Origin of the sequence: Citrobacter sp. Colony219, assembly GCF_019382635.1 — a bacterium.
Taxonomy (GTDB): domain Bacteria; phylum Pseudomonadota; class Gammaproteobacteria; order Enterobacterales; family Enterobacteriaceae; genus Citrobacter; species Citrobacter youngae.
Genome location: NZ_CP080033.1, coordinates 482,677 through 504,316, shown reverse-complemented (window position 1 = coordinate 504,316; position 21,640 = coordinate 482,677). Strand labels below are relative to the sequence as shown.

The window sequence follows — 21,640 nt, the reverse complement described above, 5'->3', positions numbered from 1 at the left end:
TCAGGGGTGGTGGCGAAACCAGTGGCAAATTTGGCAACAAGGCGACACACGCAAAATGGTGTGTCTGTTAACGGAGGGGCAGGTTGAAAAAGGGGCGTCAATCACACTGGCGGCAGGCCACCATTTTCTCGTCTGGTTACAGCAGCAGGCGGAGTTTCGGGATAGCGCCCGTTACTCGGCTCATTCGGTGTTTCAGACGATAAGGACGCTGGCAGATAAATACAACGCCTTGAATTTGCCCGGTGGCGCTGCCGCTTACCGGGCCTACGGTTCATGCCATATGTAGGCCGGATAAGCGTAAGCACCATCCGGCAACGCAAACTACAGCAACTTCGCCAAACGGTTGATGTCAGACTGAATCGCCCCAGCGGTAACGTCACGGCCCGCGCCCGGTCCACGGATCACCAGCGGGTTATCGCGATACCAGCGGCTCTCTATGGCGAATACGTTATCGCACGGCAACAGCGCCGCCAGCGGGTGTTCAGGGCGAACCGCTTCAACACCAACGCGAGCTTTGCCGTTAGCATCAAAACGCGCCACATAGCGCAGCACCAGCCCCATTTCACGCGCTGCTTCCAGACGCTGCACCATCTGCTCGTTCAGCTCATCGCCATTCTCAAAGAAATGGTCAATAGAGCCTTCTTCACAATGCACAGGCACCAGCGACTCCACGCGAACCTGGTCTGGCTCGATGTCGTAACCCGCTTCGCGCGCCAGAATCACCAGCTTACGCATCACATCTTTGCCGGAAAGATCTACGCGCGGATCGGGTTCAGTCAGACCCTGTTGCCATGCCTGATCCACCAGATCGGTGAATGGGACCGTGCCATCAAATTGCAGGAACAACCACGACAACGTGCCGGAGAAGATCCCACTGATCGACAAAATGGTATCGCCACTATCAATCAGATCGCGCACGGTATGGTTGATCGGCAAACCGGCACCCACGGTGGCGTTATATAACCAGTGGCGACCCGTTTTTTCAAAAGCGTCATGAATTTGGCGATAATTATTACTGCTGCTCGCCCCCGCCAGTTTGTTGGCGCTGATAACGTGGAAACCATGGCTGGCAAAATCCAGATACTGATCCGCCAGTTGCTCGCTCGCTGTCACATCCAGCACCACTAAATCATCATACGGGTGAGCACGCATCCACAGGAATAGAGACTCTTCATCCTGCTCTACCGCCTCGTCATCAAAGAAAGCTAACGCGCGGCTGGCATCCAGCCCTTCGTAATTCAGCAGGCTACGACGGCTATCAACCACACCCGCCAGCACAAACTCTAATCCGGTACGCGCCGAGAGCGTGCTCTGCTCGCGAGCAAACAGTTCCAGCCAGCGTGAACCAATATTCCCCTTGCCGAACAGCACCAGACCAATACGTTTTTCTGCGCGGAAAATAGACTGATGCAAACCCTGAATCAGGCTTTCGGTCGGGCCGGTACGCAGTACCGCAACCAGACTGATCCCCTCTTCCGACTGCCAGGTAAACTCGACTGGCTGGCCTTTTAACTGTTGCCAGAAACGGTGGCAATGCAGCGGATTGCGCGTTACGCCTGCCCCAACCATCGCCACCAGCGCCAGCCCCTGGCGCAGACGCAGCTCGCCTGGCAGGCCAGCTTCATCCAGAATTTTCAGTGCGCCGTCAGCGACTTCAGAGGTATAGCAAAATTGCAGCAACTGACGGTCAGGATGCACGCCCACTGCCAGCGGACGCACCTGGCTACGTTTTAGAACCTGGTCAATCTCTTTATAAGCCAGCTTAAAATCCTGGCCAGTCGGAACCAGAAACTCAATCAGGCAGACGTCATCATGACTGGTCACAATACGCGCCCCGGTACCGGAGGCCAGTACTCGCTCAATACGCGTTGAACCCTGCTCTGGGGTATAGCTACAACGCAACTGGAGATCGATATCGCTACCGGAAACCGGCTGTAAGGTACGGGCATGGAGAACCGGTGCCGCCAGACGCGCCAGCTCGCTGGCTTCATCCAGACGCAGCAGCGGCAGCAAACAGGCGTCTTTTACTTTACGCGGATCCGCGCTGTAAACCCCGGCGACATCGCTCCAGATGGTTACTCGGGAAACGCCCGCCAGCGCACCAACCTGCGTCGCCGAGTAGTCAGAACCGTTACGCCCCAGTAGCACTGTTTCACCGGCATTGCTGCGGCTAATAAAGCCGGTAACCACCAGGCGTTTACCCGGATGCTGCGCCAGCAGTTGCTGCAGTAATGGGTAAGAAAGACCTTCATCTACCTGCGGCTGGGCACCGCGTTCAGCACGTAAAAAATCGCGCGCATCCAGCCAGGCCGACTCCAGCCCCTGTTGATTAAGGACGGCAGACATCAAACGCGCGGACCATACCTCGCCATGCCCAACAACCTCAGCATAGACGGCATCGTTCACGCCGCTGTCGAGTAACCCAGCCAGGCGTTCCAGATCGTGAATAAACGCGCCAATCAGTCCATCCGCCACCTCGGGAGGTAACAAACCGCTGATAAGCTCACTTTGATAGCGACGTAACGCCTGTTGAACCTGATGCGCAGAAAGGCGATCGGTCTGGCTTAATTTCAGCCAGCTAATCAACTGGTTAGTGGTACTGCCTGCGGCTGAAACAACCATCATGTCATCAGGCTGCGAGTAATCCGCCATAATGCCTGCGACACGCAGATAACATTTCACGTCTGCCAGACTACTACCACCAAATTTGTGCAGTTGACGACCCTTCGCCCCTGCCTGCGCAATCACACTCATGTTTACCCCTTGTTTGCAGCCCGGAAGCCATTTTCCAGGTCGGCAATTAAATCTTCGCCATCTTCAATACCGGTGGAGATACGCAGCAGCGTTTCGGAAATTCCGGCAGCAGCACGCGCTTCTGGTGCCATGCCCGCGTGTGTCATGGTTGCGGCGTGGGAGATCAGACTTTCAACGCCCCCTAACGATTCCGCCAGCGTAAACAATGACAACCCGCCGAGGAAACGGCGCAGCGTTTGCTCATCGCCATCCAGTTCAAAACTTAACATCGCGCCAAAGCCTTTTTGCTGACGCGCAGCAATCTCATGGCCCTGATTATCCGGCAATGACGGGTGATACAATTTTTTCACCAGCGGCTGAGTTTGCAGATAATCGACTATCGCCTGAGCATTACGTTGCGCCACCTCCATACGAGGAGATAAAGTACGCAGGCCGCGCAACAGCAGATAACTATCAAACGCGCCGCCGGTCACACCAATATTATTCGCCCACCATGCCAGTTCAGTGACCGTTTCCGGATCTTTCGCTATCACAACACCAGCCACCACGTCTGAGTGACCGTTTAAATATTTCGTGCATGAATGCAACACCAGATCGGCGCCCAATGCCAGTGGATTTTGCAGTGCCGGGCTTAAAAAAGTGTTGTCGACCACGCTGACCGCGCCAGCTTCACGCGCCAGCTGGCAGATTTTCGCAATATCCACCACGCGCAGCAGCGGGTTGCTTGGACTTTCTACCAGCACCAGCTTCGGTTTTTCTGCCAGCGCCGCTTTCAGCGCCTGATCATCACCCTGATCGACAAACAGCACACGATAACAGCCACGTTTTGCCAGACTGTCAAACAGGCGGTAGCTACCACCATAACAGTCGTGCGGTGCGACCAGCAGATCGCCAGGCTTCAGAAACACCGTGGTGACCAGATGAATCGCCGACATGCCGGTATTGGTCAGCACTGCACCAGCGCCCCCCTCCAACTCCGCCAGCGCACGCTGAACCACATCACGCGTCGGGTTGCCACGGCGTGAATAGTCATGAGCACGAGGCTCATTAAAACCGGTGAAATTATAGGTACTGGAGAGGTGAATCGGCGGGACAACGCAACCGTACTGCTCGTCGTCATTTAATCCGCTACGCACTGCAATGGTGGCCTGTTTACGCGTCATATTGAGGAGATCCTGGCTGAGTCGGTGAAAAGTCAGACACCAGAGTAATCATTGTTACAATAGCCGTCAATACATCTGGACATCTAAACTTCTTTGCGTATAGATTGAGCAAACAGGAAATAGCCGTTAAAATTATATGCATTAGCGTACATTTGCGTCGGCTAACTTCGTGTCAGGGCCGCGCCACTACGATAAACTACGCGCAATTATGGTCCGGGCTCAGGTTCTGGCCTCAATATTAATGACAAAGAGGATTAGGTATCTCATGGCTGAATGGAGCGGCGAATATATCAGCCCATACGCTGAGCACGGTAAGAAGAGTGAGCAAGTCAAAAAAATTACGGTTTCCATTCCTCTGAAGGTGTTAAAAATCCTTACCGATGAACGCACGCGTCGTCAGGTGAATAACCTGCGCCACGCCACCAACAGCGAACTGCTGTGTGAAGCGTTTCTGCACGCCTTTACCGGACAACCGTTGCCAAACGACGAGGATCTGCGCAAAGAACGCAGTGATGAGATCCCGGAAGAGGCGAAGATCATCATGCGTGAACTGGGGATCGACCCGGAGACGTGGGAGTACTGATCGGCTGACGGTTAGAAAAAAAGAGAAAAGGCGGGATAACCCCGCCGTTTCTCACAACGTTATTTTCTAATACCATTGATTTTATTCAATGTTTCTTCCATTTTGAGCGTTTCTCTGCGGTTCAATGGATAGCAATAAATCAGAATAACCGCCGCCAAAAACAGGCACAAAGCCGGCAAGAGATTTGCCATCGTATAAATATTTTCCTGCACAATGCTGGTTTGCACTGCACCGCCCGTTGACGAAGATTGATAACCAATGATGGCCAGCATAAAGCCACCAATCGCCCCTGCACACGCCTGACCCACCTTGCGGGCAAAGAAGTTCACACCGTAAACCGTACCATCCTCACGATCGCCGGTGACATACTGATGATAATCACAAACATCGGTCATAAACGCCCAAATCATCAGGTTGAATAGCCCTGCCCCTAGCGTCGCCAGGAACAGGAAAACCAAATAGACTTTCGCGTCCGTAATATGGATGAAGTACATAATCAGATACATCGCCACCGCAAAGAGCAATGCGCCGACGCTGGCCTCTTTTTTGCCAAACCGCTTTGTGAGCCAGGATGCCGAGGGTGCCAGCAAAACCAGAGAGCCAAAGGTAAATAGCAACGCCACGGACATGGCCTCTTTGTTGTGGAAGTAGTCATTAAACAGGTAAGTCATGTTGGTACCTGACAACCCCTGGTTAATCACAATCAGCAGATCCACCACAACTAAAACGATCAGTGCTTTATTGCGTAACAATCCTTTCAGCAGCACCGATACGGGCATACTCTCTTTTCGCTCCACGCGCACACGTTCTGTTGTTAACTGACAGGTCAACGTTAAAAAGATAAAGCCCAGTACGGCACAACCAATAGCAATCCAGAAGAAATGTTGCCCGGAAATCACCTGACTTCCGTCCACCAGGGTGGTGTACATCAGAATCGGGATAAAAAAGCCGGTTGCTCCACCGCCGATGGCGGAACCCACGCTGCGCCAGGTTGACAGTGACACCCGATCTTCCGGGTTCGAGCTAATCGCCGCAGACATGGCGCCATATGGAATGCTGACTGTCGATAACAGTGAACCGTAAACAAAATAGGAACAGCAGATATAGATAATTTTCGCCGTATAAGAAAAATCATTCACAAACGGCAGGAACAGGACCACCGCAATGATGCAGAACGGGTACTTCATACGGCGCACCCACGGATTAAATCGTCCATGTACCGTCAATTTAGAGGTATCGCATAAGCGCCCTACACCAACATCGACAAACGCATCAAAGAGCTTAGTCACAAAATAGAGCGAGCCGACAATAACTCCTGAAATGCCGAGGACGTTAGTGTAATAAATCATTAAAAAACTATTTACTAACCCAAGAATAAAACAGGTTCCCAGGTCACCACACAAATAACCAATTTTATCCCTGAATCCGAAAGGTCTGACGACAATATCTTGATTGCTTCCACTCACTGTTCCATCATTAGACATGATGTCAACTCCTTAGACATATTATTCACGCAAACTATGCGTATATCCTGGTGTTTAACGTAATAAACCAATACGCAGAGTATTAACAATCAGAAGTTATAACCGAGGCCGACACGATAGCGGGTCTGGCGATCGTCAGTCGTGGTGGTGTCATAACCCGAAGAAACATTACCAATTTCAATAAATGGAACCCAGGAATCTATTTTATAAGCGACACGGAAGTTATATTCATAATCATCTTTCCGGTTGTTATATAAATCTTCGCTATCGGCAATTTTATAAATGCCGTTTAGCTCAAACATCCAGTTATTGACGTTATAACCAAGCCAGGCTTCCGGACGATAGACCATGCGGTCATCTTTGCCGTCAGTGTTTCTGCGCATGTACTCCTGACGATAGCGGAACGCGGTCCACCAGCTGTCGTTGATGTTGTACTGCACGCGGATATAAGGTTTATAAATCGTGATGTTATCGCCCGTTTCGATCGCAATACCTGGCTGCCAGATGAGATCCCGCCAGGTAAACTGGTAACTTGCCGTATACTCGTTACCGTTACTTTCCATATTATTCCACGCATCGTTCGATTGCGTATCTTCAGAACGTGAAATGGCCTCTACCGCTACACCAAAACCTGTAGAAAAACGATGAGACATATAAACACGATCGTAATTTCGCCCGTCATCATAATATTCATGGCGGTAATCAACATAACCCGCCTGCGCGGCCGCAGATAATAATGGAATAAGTAACAAGGTAGATTTAAATTTCATGACAATCCCTTTTCACACTAAATAAAGAAATTCACCATCACATTCCGGGCTATAAACAGGAAAGCAATAGAGTCGTAAGAATAATTTTATATTTCCGCGAAAGTGTATTTTAGAAAGAGGGGATAAACCTTTGAGATTTTGCCAGGAATTGGCATGAGTGGCAAAGAACAGAAGATAAAAATGACGAAGATCACTAGTGCGAATATTTTATCTTAAAAAATAAAAACACTGTTTCATTTATTAAAAGTGAAACATCATTCAATACATCAATGTAAGTTTTATTATCAAGTACAGATACAAAAAAAGCGCCATAAGGCGCTTTTTTCTGACAGCAGGAACTTATTTGCTGCCCGGGATGCTGAAACGCTTGTTGAAGCGATCAACACGGCCACCGGTAGCAACATCACGCTGCTTGCCAGTATAGAACGGGTGGCACTTGCTGCACACGTCGAGGTTCAGATCGTGACCGACAGTAGAGCGGATTTTAATGACGTTACCGCAAGAGCAGTTTGCAGTAATTTCTTCGTATTTCGGGTGAATATCTTTTTTCATGGGAAAACCTCGGTTTAAGGCCGCGTCGCTCTTCCAGCCCTAACGCCAGACACCACGCGATGTTAATAGTATAGGTCAGTGATACAAATTTGTATCAAAGGCGGCGAATCATACAGAAATTAACCTGCTCATGCAAACTGATCCGCATTCTACCCTCCACTAATGTGTATACTAACCCGCCAGATTTCAAGTCAGGATGATTCAATGCCCGTTGCGCACGTTGCCTTACCCGTTCCGCTACCTCGTACTTTTGACTACCTCCTGCCGGAAGGCATGAGCGCCAAAGCCGGGTGTCGTGTACGCGTGCCTTTTGGCAAGCAGCAAGAGCGCGTGGGTATCGTCCTTTCCGTCAGCGAGCACAGTGAACTACCGCGGAGCGAATTGAAAGCCGTTCTCGAAGTGCTGGACAGCGAACCGGTCTACTCGACCTCTGTCTGGCGTCTGCTGTTGTGGGCGGCGGATTATTATCATCATCCTATCGGTGACGTACTGTTTCACGCTCTGCCAATTTTACTGCGCCAGGGACGTCCGGCGACTAACGCGCCCATGTGGTACTGGTTTGCCACTGAAGAAGGCCAGGTTATTGATCTGAACAGCCTGAAGCGCTCTCCCAAACAGCAGCAGGCGCTGGCTGCGCTACGCCAGGGAAAAATATGGCGCGACCAGGTCGCTGAACTGGAATTTAATGACGCCGCATTACAGGCACTGCGGAAAAAAGGTCTGTGCTCCCTGGCGAGTGAAACGCCAGGCTTTAGCGACTGGCGTACGCACTACGCCGTTTCCGGTGAGCGTCTGCGGCTGAATACCGAGCAAGCCACCGCTGTTGGCGCGATTCATAGCGCGTCGGACAGCTTTAGCGCCTGGCTATTAGCGGGCGTGACGGGGTCGGGCAAAACAGAGGTCTATCTAAGCGTACTGGAAAATGTCCTTGCCCAGGGCAAGCAGGCGTTGGTGATGGTGCCGGAGATTGGTTTGACGCCGCAAACTATTGCCCGTTTTCGCGAACGCTTCAATGCGCCGGTCGAAGTCCTGCACTCGGGTTTAAATGACAGTGAACGTCTTTCGGCATGGCTGAAGGCGAAAAATGGCGAAGCGGCGATTGTTATCGGCACGCGCTCCTCGCTGTTTACGCCGTTTAAAAATCTGGGCGTGATTGTCATCGACGAAGAGCACGACAGCTCTTATAAACAGCAGGAAGGCTGGCGCTATCACGCGCGCGACCTCGCGGTTTATCGCGCCCACAGCGAGCAGATCCCGATTATTCTCGGCTCAGCCACCCCGGCGCTGGAAACGCTGTGCAACGTGCGGCAGAAAAAATACCGCATGCTGCGCCTGACGCGCCGCGCCGGGAATGCACGCCCAGCCACTCAGCACGTGCTTGATCTGAAAGGTCAGCAGGTGCAGGCCGGACTCGCCCCTGCGCTTATCACCCGCATGCGTCAGCATCTGCAAGCAGATAACCAGGTAATTCTGTTTTTGAACCGCCGGGGTTTTGCCCCTGCGCTGCTGTGCCACGACTGCGGCTGGATTGCCGAATGCCCGCGCTGCGATCACTACTATACCCTGCATCAGGCACAGCACCATTTACGCTGCCACCACTGCGACAGCCAGCGCCCAATACCGCGTCAGTGTCCTTCCTGCGGCTCGACGCATATGGTTCCGGTTGGACTTGGCACCGAACAGCTTGAGCAGGCTCTGGCACCGTTTTTCCCCGGTGTGCCGATTTCACGCATCGATCGCGACACAACCAGCCGTAAAGGCTCGCTGGAGCAGCATCTGGCGGAAGTGCATCGCGGCGGCGCTCGCATTCTTATCGGCACACAAATGCTGGCCAAAGGCCACCACTTTCCGGATGTCACGCTGGTTGCACTGCTGGATGTTGACGGGGCGCTATTCTCTGCCGATTTCCGTTCGGCTGAACGTTTCGCCCAACTTTATACCCAGGTTTCCGGACGAGCTGGGCGCGCCGGGAAACAAGGCGAAGTAGTGCTGCAAACGCACCATCCTGAACATCCGTTGCTACAAACCTTGCTGTATAAAGGTTACGACGCGTTTGCCGAACAGGCGCTGGCCGAGCGACAAACGCTCCAGCTTCCACCGTGGACCAGCCATGTGATCGTGCGGGCAGAAGATCATAATAACCAGCATGCGCCAATGTTCTTACAGCAGTTACGAAATCTGATTCAGGCCAGTCCGCTGTCTGATGACAAGCTGTGGGTGCTCGGCCCGGTTCCCGCCCTGGCGCCCAAACGCGGCGGTCGCTATCGCTGGCAAATTTTGTTGCAGCACCCGTCGAGAATTCGCCTGCAACATATCATCAGCGGCACGCTGGCGCTGATCAATACGTTACCCGATGCACGTAAGGTTAAATGGGTGCTGGATGTCGATCCCATCGAGGGATAATGCCTCATGATGCGAGGCGGATCGTAAAATTAAACATCCATCACACTTTTTATGAAAATTCTGTAACCGCTTCCATTAACTATCTGATAAAAATGTTTCAGATGAAGGTTACCCAGGGACGAGTCTGTGCCAGCAGCCCTCTGGCGAGGAGAAAGAGTGAAACCGAATAAGCAGGTTGCCGCCGCTACGATGAAAGATGTTGCTCTGAAGGCGAAAGTCTCAACGGCAACCGTATCCCGCGCATTAATGAACCCGGACAAAGTCTCACAGTCAACCCGTAACAAGGTTGAGCAGGCCGCGCTGGAAGTGGGATATTTACCCCAATCAATGGGACGCAATGTTAAGCGTAATGAGTCACGTACCATTCTGGTGATTGTGCCGGATATCTGCGATCCCTTTTTTAGCGAAGTGATTCGCGGCATAGAAGTGACCGCCGCAGAACAGGGATATCTGGTGCTGATCGGCGATTGCGCGCACCAGAACCAGCAGGAAAAGACCTTCCTCAATCTCATAATCACCAAGCAGATCGATGGCATGGTGCTGCTCAGCTCGCGCCTGCCGTTTGATGCCAGCGTGGAAGAGCAACGCAACTTGCCGCCAATGGTCATGTCCAACGAGTTCGCGCCAGAGCTGGAACTGCCCACCGTGCACATTGATAACCTCACTGCCGCCTTTAACGCGATGAATTATCTGCTGGAACTGGGGCATAAGCGCATTGGTTGTATTGCCGGGCCAGAGGATATGCCGCTGTGCCACTACCGCCTGCAAGGCTATGTTCAGGCACTACGTCGCAGTGGAATTACCGTCGATCCACACTTCATCGCGCGCGGTGATTTCACCTATGAAGCGGGCGCCAACGCGTTAAAACAGCTGCTTGAGCTACCGCAACCTCCGACCGCGGTCTTTTGTCACAGCGATGTGATGGCGCTTGGCGCACTCTCTTACGCCAAACGTCAGGGCTTAAAAGTACCGGATGATTTATCTATCATTGGCTTCGATAATATTTCACTGACGGAATTTTGTGATCCACCCCTGACAACCGTCGCACAACCGCGTTTCGATATCGGACGTGAAGCTATGCTGTTACTGCTCGATCAATTACAAGGGCAGAGCGTCAGCAGTGGCTCACGTTTACTGGACTGCGAGCTAATTATTCGGGGTACTACCCGGGCACTGACGTAAAGTAAAGTGCTTTCGGACTCCCCTGTCTGGTCAAAGGCCCGTCGCTTAAGTAACATGGCGGGCTGACGAACGAATAAATACAGCGAAACGATAGTGGCACAACGAGATTATGTACGTCGCGGCCAACCGGCACCTTCGCGGCGCAAAAAGAGCACATCACGGAAAAAGCAACGCAGTACGCCAGCGGTATCCCCCGCGATGGTCGCTATTGCTGCAGCCGTACTCGTGACCTTTATCGGTGGTCTGTACTTCATTACGCATCACAAGAAAGAAGAGTCCGAGACGCTGCAAAGCCAGAAAGTCACCGGTAATGGCATCCCGCCTAAACCGGAAGAACGCTGGCGCTATATAAAAGAGCTGGAAAGCCGTCAGCCTGGCGTGCGTGCGCCTACCGAACCCTCTGCGGGTGGCGAAGTGCTTAACGCCGATCAGTTGACCAATGAGCAGCGCCAGTTGCTGGCGCAAATGCAGGCTGATATGCGTCAACAGCCGACACAGCTCAACGAAGTACCGTGGAACGAACAAACGCCTGAACAGCGCCAGCAAACGCTGCAGCGCCAACGCCAGGTGCAGCAACAGCAATGGGCCAACACGCAGCAGCAGGCTCAGCAGCCGCGCCCACGGGCGACGGAACAGCCTTACCAGCAGCCACAAACGCGTACGGCACAAGCCGCACCGGTACAACAGCCGAAAGCGCAGCCAAAACCAGTGGCCCAGCAGCCGTATCAGGATCTGTTGCAGACGCCTGCGCACACCACCGCCGCGCAGCCGAAAACGCAGCCGGCCGCGCCAATAACGAATGAAACGCAGCCGCCAAAACAGACGGCGGAGAAAAAAGACGAACGCCGCTGGATGGTGCAGTGCGGGTCATTTAAAGGCGCAGAGCAAGCAGAAACCGTGCGGGCGCAGCTGGCTTTTGAAGGCTTCAACTCCCGCATTACCACCAACAACGGCTGGAATCGCGTGGTGATTGGCCCGGTGAAAGGCAAGGAAAATGCCGACAATACCATCAGCCGCCTGAAAGTTGCCGGCCACACAAACTGCATTCGACTCGCCACTGGGGGTTGAAACCCCCAAAATCTCCCCCATCTATACTTGCATTACGCCCCGTACAACTGTGCGGGGCCTGTATTCTGCATTTGTAACCAAGGGGTCTGCTCGTGACAACAATAGTAAGCGTACGCCGTAACGGCCATGTGGTAATCGCCGGTGATGGTCAGGCCACACTGGGTAACACCGTAATGAAAGGCAACGTGAAAAAAGTCCGCCGTCTGTACAACGACAAAGTCATTGCGGGCTTTGCGGGCGGGACTGCGGATGCATTCACGCTGTTTGAACTGTTTGAACGTAAACTGGAAATGCACCAGGGTCACCTGGTTAAGGCCGCCGTTGAGCTGGCTAAAGACTGGCGTACCGACCGTATGCTGCGCAAACTCGAAGCGTTGCTGGCCGTTGCAGATGAAACAGCATCGCTCATCATCACCGGTAACGGTGACGTCATTCAGCCAGAAAACGATCTGATTGCCATCGGCTCCGGCGGTCCCTACGCCCAGGCTGCAGCACGCGCTCTGCTGGAAAACACCGAGCTTGGCGCACGCGAAATTGCTGAGAAAGCGTTGGATATTGCAGGGGATATCTGCATTTATACCAACCACTTCCATACCATCGAAGAATTGAACTCCAAAGCGTAAGGATCCCCCATGTCTGAAATGACCCCACGCGAAATTGTCAGCGAACTGAACAAACACATCATCGGCCAGGATAACGCTAAGCGTTCCGTGGCGATTGCCCTGCGTAACCGCTGGCGCCGCATGCAGCTCAACGAAGAACTGCGCCATGAAGTCACACCGAAAAACATTCTGATGATTGGCCCGACCGGCGTCGGTAAAACCGAAATAGCCCGTCGCCTGGCAAAACTGGCCAACGCGCCGTTCATCAAAGTTGAAGCAACGAAATTCACCGAAGTCGGCTATGTAGGTAAAGAAGTTGACTCGATCATCCGCGATCTGACCGATGCCGCCATCAAAATGGTTCGCGTTCAGGCGATCGAGAAAAACCGCTTCCGCGCTGAAGAGATGGCGGAAGAGCGCATTCTCGACGTGCTGATCCCACCGGCTAAAAATAACTGGGGACAGTCAGAGCAGCCGCAGGAGCCTTCTGCAGCGCGTCAGGCGTTCCGTAAAAAACTGCGTGAAGGCCAGCTGGATGATAAAGAGATCGAAATCGATCTCGCGGCCGCACCGATGGGCGTTGAAATTATGGCGCCTCCGGGAATGGAAGAGATGACCAGCCAGCTGCAGTCCATGTTCCAGAACCTGGGCGGTCAGAAGCAAAAACCGCGTAAGCTGAAAATCAAAGACGCAATGAAGCTGCTGATTGAAGAAGAAGCGGCCAAACTGGTCAATCCGGAAGAGCTGAAACAGGAAGCTATCGACGCCGTTGAACAGCACGGGATCGTGTTTATCGACGAAATCGACAAAATCTGTAAGCGCGGCGAATCCTCCGGTCCGGATGTTTCCCGTGAAGGCGTACAGCGCGACCTGCTGCCGCTGGTTGAAGGCTGCACCGTCTCTACCAAACACGGTATGGTGAAAACCGATCACATCCTGTTTATCGCCTCTGGCGCATTCCAGGTGGCGAAACCGTCCGACCTGATCCCGGAACTGCAGGGTCGTCTGCCGATTCGTGTTGAACTTCAGGCGCTGACCACCAGCGATTTTGAGCGTATCCTTACCGAACCGAATGCCTCCATCACCGTCCAGTACAAAGCGCTGATGGCGACTGAAGGTGTGGACATCAACTTCACCGAATCGGGTATTAAACGCATTGCCGAAGCGGCCTGGCAGGTTAACGAAACCACCGAAAATATCGGTGCGCGTCGCCTGCATACCGTTCTTGAACGTCTGATGGAAGATATTTCCTATGATGCGAGCGATTTGAACGGTCAAAGCATCACAATTGATGCCGAATATGTGAGCAAACATCTGGATGCGCTGGTCGCAGATGAAGATCTGAGCCGTTTTATCCTATAATCGCGTTCAATGCATTTTCATCACTGTTGATGGGGCTGATAAAGCCCCATTTTTATTGGCGCTAAATATGACTGAACAACAACAAATTAGCCGCTCACAAGCCTGGCTGGAAAGTTTACGACCTAAGACCTTACCGCTCGCCTTCGCGGCGATCATCGTCGGTACGGCATTAGCATGGTGGCAAGGGTTCTTTGATCCGCTGGTCGCTCTGCTGGCATTGATTACTGCAGGACTGCTGCAAATCCTGTCCAATCTCGCGAACGACTATGGCGATGCCGTCAAAGGCAGCGACAAGCCCGACCGCATCGGACCGCTGCGTGGCATGCAAAAAGGGGTCATCACCCAACAGGAGATGAAGCGTGCGCTGATTGTCACCGTGGTCTTAATCTGCCTGTCCGGTCTGGCGCTGGTGGCGGTGGCCTGTCACACACTGGCGGATTTTGTCGGCTTCCTGATTCTCGGCGGCCTGTCGATTATCGCCGCGATCACTTACACCGTAGGTAATCGCCCTTACGGCTACATCGGCCTCGGTGATATTTCCGTGCTGGTGTTCTTCGGCTGGCTGAGCGTGATGGGGAGCTGGTACCTGCAGGCGCATACGTTGATTCCGGCGCTCATTCTGCCTGCTACCGCCTGCGGCCTGCTGGCAACTGCCGTGCTCAACGTCAACAATTTGCGCGATATCAACAGCGACAGAGAGAACGGCAAGAACACGCTGGTCGTGCGTTTAGGTGCCGTCAATGCCCGCCGCTACCATGCCTGCCTGCTGATGGGGACGCTGGTCTGCCTGGCGCTGTTTAACCTGTTTTCGCTGCAAAGCCTGTGGGGATGGCTGTTTATCCTCGCCGCTCCGCTGCTGATTAAACAGGCGCGATACGTGATGCGTGAGATGGATCCTGCGGCAATGCGCCCGATGCTGGAACGCACCGTAAAAGCGGCATTGTTAACTAACCTGCTGTTTGTCGTTGGAATTTTCTTAAGTCAGTGGTCTTTTTAACTGACAAATATCAATTAACAATTGATGATTTTGCCAACAGTACACATAGCGCGATATACTAAAAATTCTCGCAGCAACTGAACGTTGAGCCTATGAAATACGATACATCCGAGCTTTGTGACATCTATCAGGAAGATGTCAACGTCGTGGAACCACTGTTCTCTAACTTTGGAGGACGGTCGTCGTTTGGCGGACAAATCATCACGGTAAAATGTTTCGAGGACAACGGGTTGCTGTACGATCTGCTCGAACAAAATGGCCGTGGTCGCATTCTGCTGGTCGATGGCGGCGGTTCTGTCCGTCGTGCGCTGGTCGATGCCGAACTGGCTCGACTGGCCGTACAGAATGAATGGGAAGGTCTGGTCATCTACGGCTCAGTCCGTCAGGTAGACGATCTGGGAGAAATGGATATCGGCATTCAGGCAATTGCCGCCATTCCGGTCGGTGCCGCAGGGGAAGGTATTGGGGAAAGCGATGTGCGCGTCAACTTTGGCGGCGTAACGTTCTTCTCTGGCGACCACCTGTACGCCGACAACACCGGGATAATCCTCTCCGAAGACCCGCTCGATATCGAGTAAAGAAAACACCGCAATTTGGTGTGATGCCAGTCGGTTAAACAACTGACTGGCTTTTTTTTGCCACACCACCCTTTCGATTCCCCTATCCTGCGCATTGACGAAGAAAAAACTCTCTCTATACCTAATGATGAATCTCATCACTCTCATCACGAGGTCATCATGCATATCGATCTGACAGGTAAAAAAGCGCTGGTCACCGGAGCCAGTCGTGGATTAGGGCGCGCCATTGCACTGTCGCTGGCGAAAGCCGGTGCTGATGTTGTTATAACCTATGAAAAATCTGCGGAGAAAGCCCAGGCCGTTGCCGATGAAATTACAGCGCTTGGCCGCCATGGTGAGGCCATTCAGGCAAACAGTGCAGACGCTCAGGCGATTCAGAACGCCGTACACCGCACGGTACAGTCACTCGGAGGACTGGATATTCTGGTCAACAACGCAGGGATCGCACGCGGCGGCCCGCTGGAGTCGCTGTCACTGGAGGACATCGACGCATTGATTAACGTGAACATCCGTGGCGTGGTAGTTGCCATACAGGCCGCGCTGCCGCATCTCCCTGAAGGTGGGCGAATCATCAATATTGGCAGTTGTCTTGCCAACCGCGTCGCCCAGCCGGGGATTGCCGTCTACGCGATGACTAAATCAGCGCTCAACTCGCTAACCCGTGGCCTGGCTCGTGATCTCGGCCCACGGGGTATTACCGTTAATCTTGTCCATCCCGGCCCAACTGACAGTGATATGAACCCGGCAGATGGCGAGCAGGCAGAATCCCAACGGCAGCTTATTGCTACAGGGCATTATGGAACACCGGAGGATGTTGCAGCGGCGGTGACGTTTCTGGCAAGCCCAGCGGCTGGGCAGATTTCCGGCACCGGTCTGGACGTAGATGGGGGTTTGAATGCCTGAAATTAACGTTGTGTTGCGGTAAAACGATTGTATTGCCGGATGACGGCTTACGCCTTATCCGGCCTACACAGGAACGATTACGCAATAGATTTCGTGTTGTAGCAAGGCGGCAAACGAAGGTATCCCCAGGAGCGTAGTAAACTACGTGACTGGGGTAACTGAGCGCAGCCAACGCAGCTACGGCACGAAAGATGAAGCGTAATTAGACTTCTTCCATACGACCTAAAAGGGCATGCAGACGATCCTGCCAGCCATTCTGCTGTTCTTTCAGGTTGTTGTTCTCACGCTCCAGCTCTTCACGCTGCTGCTGTGCAGTCTGAACTTCCTGCGACAGTGAGTTGTTCTTTTCTTTCAGCTCTTCGATTTCCATCTGCAACAGCGTGATGGTATCAATCGCCTGCTGTACTTTTGCTTCCAGTTTCTCAAACACTTCTAATGACATCGTCATACCTCTCCTGAATTGCAAGGCGTTGATGGATAAAAATCCTCGTCCCGATAACCGGCGACGCCTTAATAAAAACGAGCGCACACTACTTAACACCGATTGTATGAAGCCGCGCCATCCCTGTCCAGCGGCATCCCGCGCAGATTGCGGTTTGCAACACTTTTAATCTTTGTCCTGGTGACACAACTGTCATAACTCTTAAGTGTTAACAGGATGATCGGTGAAATGATTCAGCTCACACTATTTTTGTATAACAAATACCGCGCAATGGCGCGAAAACGCTCATTTTTTTGATGGAGTACACACATTTTAATTTCGATATTTCTCGTTTTTGAGCGTTAACGATAAATTAACAGTGTGCCTACCGGCTCCGGGGATGTCAGTGACCTTCTCGCATACAATAAACATTAAACTCTTCAGGATCCGATTATGAGTCAAACATCAACCTTGAAAGGCCAGTGCATTGCTGAATTCCTCGGTACCGGGTTGTTGATTTTCTTCGGTGTGGGTTGTGTCGCTGCACTCAAAGTGGCCGGGGCTACTTTTGGTCAGTGGGAAATCAGTATCATCTGGGGTCTGGGGGTAGCCATGGCTATCTATCTGACCGCAGGCGTTTCTGGCGCACACCTGAATCCAGCAGTCACAATCGCACTATGGCTGTTTGCGTGTTTTGACAAACGCAAAGTCGTTCCTTTTATTATTTCGCAAATTGCCGGCGCCTTTTGCGCAGCGGCACTGGTTTACGGGCTTTATTACAATCTTTTCATCGATTTCGAACAAACGAACCATATCGTGCGCGGTAGTGTAGAAAGCCTCAATCTGGCAGGTACTTTCTCCACCTATCCAAACCCGCATATCAATTTTGTGCAGGCCTTCGCGGTTGAAATGGTCATTACCGCTATTCTAATGGGGCTGATTCTGGCACTGACCGATGATGGTAATGGTGTACCGCGTGGTCCACTGGCACCGCTGCTGATCGGCTTACTGATTGCCGTTATTGGTGCATCCATGGGCCCACTGACCGGTTTTGCGATGAACCCGGCACGTGACTTCGGACCGAAACTCTTCGCCTGGATGGCCGGATGGGGTGAGATTGCCTTCACGGGTGGTCGTGATATCCCTTACTTCCTGGTTCCGGTGTTTGGCCCAATTACCGGCGCGATTTTGGGCGCATGGGCATATCGCAAACTGATTGGTCGCCATTTACCGTGCGATGTCTGCGCGATTGAAGAAAAAGACGCGGCGGCTAACACTCAACAAAAAGCTTCGCTGTAATGTGACTACGGGACAAAAATTATGACTGAAAAAAAATATATCGTTGCGCTCGACCAGGGCACCACCAGCTCCCGCGCGGTCGTAATGGACCACGATGCGAATATCGTTGCCGTTTCACAGCGCGAATTCGAGCAAATCTACCCGAAAGCAGGTTGGGTAGAACACGACCCAATGGAAATTTGGGCAACCCAAAGCTCTACGCTGGTTGAAGTTCTGGCGAAAGCCGATATCAGTTCCGATGAAATCGCAGCGATCGGTATTACCAACCAGCGTGAGACCACCATCGTCTGGGAGCGTGAGACCGGTAAACCAATCTATAACGCCATTGTGTGGCAGTGTCGTCGTACCGCAGATATCTGCGAAAAGCTCAAGCGCGATGGCATGGAAGAGTACATCCGTAACAACACCGGCCTGGTGATTGACCCGTACTTCTCCGGTACCAAGGTGAAGTGGATCCTCGACCACGTAGAAGGCTCGCGTGAGCGCGCTCGTCGCGGCGAACTGCTGTTCGGTACCGTTGACACCTGGCTTATCTGGAAAATGACGCAGGGACGCGTACACGTCACGGATTACACCAACGCCTCGCGTACCATGCTGTTCAACATCCACTCCCTGGACTGGGATGACACGATGCTGGATGCGCTGGACATTCCGCGTGCCATGCTGCCAGAAGTGCGTCGTTCTTCTGAAGTCTATGGCCAGACCAACATCGGTGGTAAAGGCGGCACACGTATTCCTATCTCCGGTATCGCGGGTGACCAGCAGGCTGCACTATTCGGCCAGCTGTGCGTGAAAGAAGGGATGGCGAAGAACACCTACGGTACTGGCTGCTTCATGCTGATGAATACTGGCGAGAAAGCCGTTAAGTCAGAAAATGGACTTCTGACCACTATCGCCTGCGGACCGACCGGGGAAGTGAACTACGCGCTGGAAGGTGCGGTATTTATGGCTGGCGCATCCATTCAGTGGCTGCGCGATGAAATGAAACTCATCAGCGATGCATTCGACTCTGAGTACTTCGCCACCAAAGTGAAAGACACCAACGGCGTATATGTTGTTCCGGCGTTCACCGGTTTGGGTGCACCGTACTGGGACCCGTATGCACGCGGCGCCATCTTCGGCCTGACCCGTGGCGTAAACTCTAACCACATCATCCGCGCAACGCTTGAGTCTATCGCTTATCAGACGCGTGACGTGCTGGAAGCGATGCAGGCGGACTCAGGTATTCGTTTACACGCCCTGCGCGTCGATGGCGGTGCGGTCGCCAACAACTTCCTGATGCAGTTCCAGTCTGACATTCTGGGTACCCGCGTAGAGCGTCCGGAAGTCCGCGAAGTCACCGCATTAGGCGCAGCATATCTGGCCGGTCTGGCTGTCGGCTTCTGGCAGAATCTGGATGAGCTGCAGGAAAAAGCGGTCATTGAGCGTGAGTTCCGCCCTGGCATCGAAACCACCGAACGTAACTTCCGTTACAGCGGCTGGAAAAAAGCGGTCAAACGCGCTCTGGCGTGGGAAGATCACGACGAGTAATACGTCATTGCCGGATGGCAACTTTGGCTTATCCGGCAATCTCTTCGTGCGGGGGCAACCCCGCACACACATCAATAATCTCGTCCCCTCCCCTGTGCTACACTTCGCGCCATTCCTTTCAGCTACGAGTTTGCAATGAGACGAGAACTTGCCATTGAATTTTCACGCGTGACCGAAGCGGCCGCGCTGGCTGGCTATAAATGGCTGGGCCGCGGCGATAAAAATACCGCCGACGGCGCGGCGGTGAACGCCATGCGTATTATGCTCAACCAGGTCAACATCGACGGCACCATCGTGATTGGCGAGGGTGAGATTGATGAGGCGCCGATGCTGTTTATCGGTGAAAAAGTCGGGACCGGTCTTGGTGATGCGGTCGACATCGCCGTCGATCCTATCGAAGGCACACGCATGACGGCCATGGGTCAGGCCAACGCGCTGGCCGTACTGGCCGTTGGCGATAAAGGCTGCTTCCTGAACGCGCCGGATATGTACATGGAAAAGCTGATTGTCGGCCCAGGCGCAAAAGGGTCCATCGACCTGAACCTGTCGCTGGAAGCCAACTTGCGTAACATTGCTACCGCGCTCAACAAACCGCTCAGCGAACTGACCGTTACCATCCTGGCAAAACCACGCCATGACGAGGTTATTGCCGGGATGACAAAACTGGGCGTACGCGTCTTCGCCATTCCTGACGGCGACGTGGCGGCCTCGATTCTGACCTGCATGCCAGACAGCGAAGTTGACGTGCTGTACGGCATTGGTGGCGCGCCGGAAGGTGTCGTCTCTGCCGCCGTTATCCGCGCTCTGGATGGCGACATGCAAGGCCGCCTGCTGGCTCGCCATGACGTCAAAGGCGACAGCGAAGAGAACCGTCGCATTGGCGAACAAGAACTGGCTCGTTGCGCCGCCATGGGCATTGAAGCGGGCAAAGCGCTGCGCCTCGATGAAATGGCGCGTAGCGACAACGTCATTTTCTCCGCCACCGGCATCACCAAAGGCGATCTGCTGGAAGGGATTAGCCGCAAAGGTAATATTGCCACCACCGAAACACTGCTGATCCGCGGCAAATCACGTACGATCCGTCGCATTCAGTCGATTCACTACCTCGATCGCAAAGATCCGGATGTACAGACGCATATCCTGTAATTGATTTGATCAATAGAGCCTTCCAGCCCATCTGGGCTGGAAATCTTTCGTGCAACGAACGAAGATAAGGCAATCACAGCAGACAGGAGAAAACCATGGCAGATTGGGTAACAGGCAAAGTCACGAAGGTACAGAACTGGACCGATGCCTTATTTAGTTTGACCGTGCGAGCTCCGGTTCTTCCCTTCACCGCAGGTCAGTTTACCAAGCTCGGCCTCGAAATCGACGGCGAGCGCGTCCAGCGCGCCTATTCTTACGTGAATGCGCCTGATAACCCCGATTTAGAGTTCTATCTGGTGACGGTTCCTGACGGAAAACTCAGCCCCCGTCTGGCCGCACTGAAACCTGGCGACGAAGTCCAGGTGGTGAGTGAAGCCGCCGGTTTCTTCGTGCTGGATGAAGTCCCCGATTGTGACACGCTATGGATGCTGGCAACCGGTACCGCTATCGGCCCATATTTATCGATTCTGCAGTTGGGCAAAGATCTGGACCGTTTTAAGAATCTGGTGCTGGTCCATGCCGCCCGCTATGCCGCCGATTTAAGCTATCTGCCGTTAATGCAGGACCTGGAAAAACGCTACGAAGGTAAATTACGTATCCAGACGGTTGTGAGCCGTGAAACCGCCGCAGGTTCATTAACCGGGCGAGTTCCGGCGTTGATTGAGAGCGGTGAGCTAGAAAAAGCAGTCGGGTTGCCAATGGAAAAAGAAACCAGCCATGTGATGCTATGCGGAAACCCGCAAATGGTACGCGACACGCAGCAGTTGCTGAAAGAGACCCGGCAAATGACCAAACACCTGCGCCGTCGACCGGGCCATATGACCGCAGAGCACTACTGGTGAG

The 21,640-nt window shown here is 53.1% G+C and carries 19 protein-coding genes and 1 pseudogene; 14 read left to right on the top strand and 6 right to left on the bottom strand.

All coding sequences use genetic code 11. From position 1 onward, the window contains the following. Nucleotides 1-286 (top strand): annotated as a pseudogene (locus JTI85_RS21190) (cytoplasmic protein); the annotation flags it as partial. A gap of 35 nt (nucleotides 287-321) precedes the next feature. On the opposite strand, the gene JTI85_RS02270 reads toward JTI85_RS21190, so the two are convergent. Together JTI85_RS02270 and metB are read right to left on the bottom strand one after the other, a co-directional pair. Then, complete coding sequence (locus JTI85_RS02270; RefSeq protein ID WP_219352044.1) at nucleotides 322-2,754, bottom strand: bifunctional aspartate kinase/homoserine dehydrogenase II; 2,433 nt, start codon at nucleotides 2,752-2,754, stop codon at nucleotides 322-324. Between the two features lie 2 nt (nucleotides 2,755-2,756). Then, nucleotides 2,757-3,917, bottom strand: coding sequence for a cystathionine gamma-synthase (metB, locus tag JTI85_RS02265; RefSeq protein WP_137364420.1), 1,161 nt, complete (start codon nucleotides 3,915-3,917; stop codon nucleotides 2,757-2,759). Nucleotides 3,918-4,182: 265 nt separating this feature from the next. On the opposite strand from metB, the gene metJ reads away from it, so the two are divergent. Next, complete coding sequence (gene metJ, locus JTI85_RS02260; RefSeq protein WP_048213988.1) at nucleotides 4,183-4,500, top strand: met regulon transcriptional regulator MetJ; 318 nt, start codon at nucleotides 4,183-4,185, stop codon at nucleotides 4,498-4,500. Nucleotides 4,501-4,559: 59 nt separating this feature from the next. Here metJ and JTI85_RS02255 read toward each other — a convergent pair whose 3' ends face one another. The 3 genes from JTI85_RS02255 to rpmE form a co-directional block, all read right to left on the bottom strand. Beyond that, complete coding sequence (locus tag JTI85_RS02255) at nucleotides 4,560-5,984, bottom strand: MFS transporter (protein ID WP_048213989.1); 1,425 nt, start codon at nucleotides 5,982-5,984, stop codon at nucleotides 4,560-4,562. 89 nt (nucleotides 5,985-6,073) lie between these two features. Beyond that, nucleotides 6,074-6,754 (bottom strand): oligogalacturonate-specific porin KdgM family protein, encoded by a 681-nt coding sequence (locus JTI85_RS02250; protein ID WP_115601193.1) that lies wholly within the window; start codon nucleotides 6,752-6,754, stop codon nucleotides 6,074-6,076. A gap of 339 nt (nucleotides 6,755-7,093) precedes the next feature. After that, entirely contained in the window at nucleotides 7,094-7,306 is a 213-nt protein-coding gene (gene rpmE / locus JTI85_RS02245; RefSeq protein ID WP_003028810.1) for a 50S ribosomal protein L31, read from the bottom strand. A gap of 204 nt (nucleotides 7,307-7,510) precedes the next feature. Between rpmE and priA the strand changes: the two genes are divergently transcribed. The 8 genes from priA (at nucleotide 7,511) to JTI85_RS02205 (ending at nucleotide 16,401) form a co-directional block, all read left to right on the top strand. After that, nucleotides 7,511-9,709: a primosomal protein N' gene (gene priA, locus JTI85_RS02240; RefSeq protein ID WP_137345828.1), complete on the top strand. Its 2,199-nt coding sequence runs from the start codon at nucleotides 7,511-7,513 to the stop codon at nucleotides 9,707-9,709. 156 nt (nucleotides 9,710-9,865) lie between these two features. Next, nucleotides 9,866-10,891, top strand: coding sequence for a DNA-binding transcriptional regulator CytR (gene cytR / locus JTI85_RS02235; protein ID WP_003825179.1), 1,026 nt, complete (start codon nucleotides 9,866-9,868; stop codon nucleotides 10,889-10,891). Between the two features lie 93 nt (nucleotides 10,892-10,984). Then, nucleotides 10,985-11,959, top strand: a complete 975-nt coding sequence (gene ftsN / locus JTI85_RS02230) for a cell division protein FtsN (protein WP_075551463.1) — start codon at nucleotides 10,985-10,987, stop codon at nucleotides 11,957-11,959. A 92-nt stretch (nucleotides 11,960-12,051) separates the two neighbouring features. Beyond that, nucleotides 12,052-12,582, top strand: coding sequence for an ATP-dependent protease subunit HslV (gene hslV, locus JTI85_RS02225; RefSeq protein WP_003028805.1), 531 nt, complete (start codon nucleotides 12,052-12,054; stop codon nucleotides 12,580-12,582). Between the two features lie 9 nt (nucleotides 12,583-12,591). Next, the gene (gene hslU / locus JTI85_RS02220; RefSeq protein WP_003028803.1) at nucleotides 12,592-13,923 is read left to right on the top strand and encodes an HslU--HslV peptidase ATPase subunit; all 1,332 of its coding nucleotides are present in this window, start codon (nucleotides 12,592-12,594) and stop codon (nucleotides 13,921-13,923) included. 67 nt (nucleotides 13,924-13,990) lie between these two features. Further along, the gene (gene menA / locus JTI85_RS02215) at nucleotides 13,991-14,920 is read left to right on the top strand and encodes a 1,4-dihydroxy-2-naphthoate polyprenyltransferase (protein WP_219352042.1); all 930 of its coding nucleotides are present in this window, start codon (nucleotides 13,991-13,993) and stop codon (nucleotides 14,918-14,920) included. A gap of 92 nt (nucleotides 14,921-15,012) precedes the next feature. Next, nucleotides 15,013-15,498 carry a ribonuclease E activity regulator RraA gene (gene rraA, locus JTI85_RS02210; protein WP_115644143.1) on the top strand — a complete coding sequence of 162 codons (486 nt, stop codon included), beginning with the start codon at nucleotides 15,013-15,015 and terminating at the stop codon, nucleotides 15,496-15,498. A 159-nt stretch (nucleotides 15,499-15,657) separates the two neighbouring features. Continuing rightward, on the top strand, nucleotides 15,658-16,401 hold the full coding sequence (locus tag JTI85_RS02205) for an SDR family NAD(P)-dependent oxidoreductase (protein ID WP_061066971.1): 744 nt from the start codon (nucleotides 15,658-15,660) through the stop codon (nucleotides 16,399-16,401). Nucleotides 16,402-16,603: 202 nt separating this feature from the next. Here the strand turns inward: JTI85_RS02205 and zapB are convergent, their stop codons facing one another. Further along, nucleotides 16,604-16,849: a septal ring assembly protein ZapB gene (gene zapB, locus JTI85_RS02200; protein ID WP_088732415.1), complete on the bottom strand. Its 246-nt coding sequence runs from the start codon at nucleotides 16,847-16,849 to the stop codon at nucleotides 16,604-16,606. A gap of 426 nt (nucleotides 16,850-17,275) precedes the next feature. Between zapB and JTI85_RS02195 the strand changes: the two genes are divergently transcribed. From JTI85_RS02195 to fpr, 4 genes are all read left to right on the top strand, one after another. Then, nucleotides 17,276-18,121 (top strand): MIP/aquaporin family protein, encoded by an 846-nt coding sequence (locus JTI85_RS02195; protein ID WP_048213998.1) that lies wholly within the window; start codon nucleotides 17,276-17,278, stop codon nucleotides 18,119-18,121. Nucleotides 18,122-18,142: 21 nt separating this feature from the next. Then, complete coding sequence (gene glpK, locus JTI85_RS02190) at nucleotides 18,143-19,651, top strand: glycerol kinase GlpK (protein WP_048213999.1); 1,509 nt, start codon at nucleotides 18,143-18,145, stop codon at nucleotides 19,649-19,651. A gap of 135 nt (nucleotides 19,652-19,786) precedes the next feature. Further along, a complete protein-coding gene (glpX, locus tag JTI85_RS02185) occupies nucleotides 19,787-20,797 on the top strand; it encodes a class II fructose-bisphosphatase (RefSeq protein ID WP_061066970.1) in 1,011 nt (336 codons plus the stop codon). 95 nt (nucleotides 20,798-20,892) lie between these two features. Then, complete coding sequence (gene fpr / locus JTI85_RS02180) at nucleotides 20,893-21,639, top strand: ferredoxin--NADP(+) reductase (RefSeq protein WP_200045124.1); 747 nt, start codon at nucleotides 20,893-20,895, stop codon at nucleotides 21,637-21,639. The last annotated feature ends 1 nt before the right edge of the window (nucleotide 21,640 follow it).

Excerpts from the sequence above, each read along its gene's own strand:
- JTI85_RS02270 (WP_219352044.1), bottom strand. The coding sequence starts at position 2,754 with ATGAGTGTGATTGCGCAGGCAGGGGCGAAGGGTCGTCAACTGCACAAA.
- metB (WP_137364420.1), bottom strand. The coding sequence starts at position 3,917 with ATGACGCGTAAACAGGCCACCATTGCAGTGCGTAGCGGATTAAATGAC.
- metJ (WP_048213988.1), top strand. The coding sequence starts at position 4,183 with ATGGCTGAATGGAGCGGCGAATATATCAGCCCATACGCTGAGCACGGT.
- JTI85_RS02255 (WP_048213989.1), bottom strand. The coding sequence starts at position 5,984 with ATGTCTAATGATGGAACAGTGAGTGGAAGCAATCAAGATATTGTCGTC.
- JTI85_RS02250 (WP_115601193.1), bottom strand. The coding sequence starts at position 6,754 with ATGAAATTTAAATCTACCTTGTTACTTATTCCATTATTATCTGCGGCC.
- rpmE (WP_003028810.1), bottom strand. The coding sequence starts at position 7,306 with ATGAAAAAAGATATTCACCCGAAATACGAAGAAATTACTGCAAACTGC.
- priA (WP_137345828.1), top strand. The coding sequence starts at position 7,511 with ATGCCCGTTGCGCACGTTGCCTTACCCGTTCCGCTACCTCGTACTTTT.
- hslU (WP_003028803.1), top strand. The coding sequence starts at position 12,592 with ATGTCTGAAATGACCCCACGCGAAATTGTCAGCGAACTGAACAAACAC.
- menA (WP_219352042.1), top strand. The coding sequence starts at position 13,991 with ATGACTGAACAACAACAAATTAGCCGCTCACAAGCCTGGCTGGAAAGT.
- rraA (WP_115644143.1), top strand. The coding sequence starts at position 15,013 with ATGAAATACGATACATCCGAGCTTTGTGACATCTATCAGGAAGATGTC.
- JTI85_RS02205 (WP_061066971.1), top strand. The coding sequence starts at position 15,658 with ATGCATATCGATCTGACAGGTAAAAAAGCGCTGGTCACCGGAGCCAGT.
- zapB (WP_088732415.1), bottom strand. The coding sequence starts at position 16,849 with ATGACGATGTCATTAGAAGTGTTTGAGAAACTGGAAGCAAAAGTACAG.
- JTI85_RS02195 (WP_048213998.1), top strand. The coding sequence starts at position 17,276 with ATGAGTCAAACATCAACCTTGAAAGGCCAGTGCATTGCTGAATTCCTC.
- glpK (WP_048213999.1), top strand. The coding sequence starts at position 18,143 with ATGACTGAAAAAAAATATATCGTTGCGCTCGACCAGGGCACCACCAGC.
- glpX (WP_061066970.1), top strand. The coding sequence starts at position 19,787 with ATGAGACGAGAACTTGCCATTGAATTTTCACGCGTGACCGAAGCGGCC.
- fpr (WP_200045124.1), top strand. The coding sequence starts at position 20,893 with ATGGCAGATTGGGTAACAGGCAAAGTCACGAAGGTACAGAACTGGACC.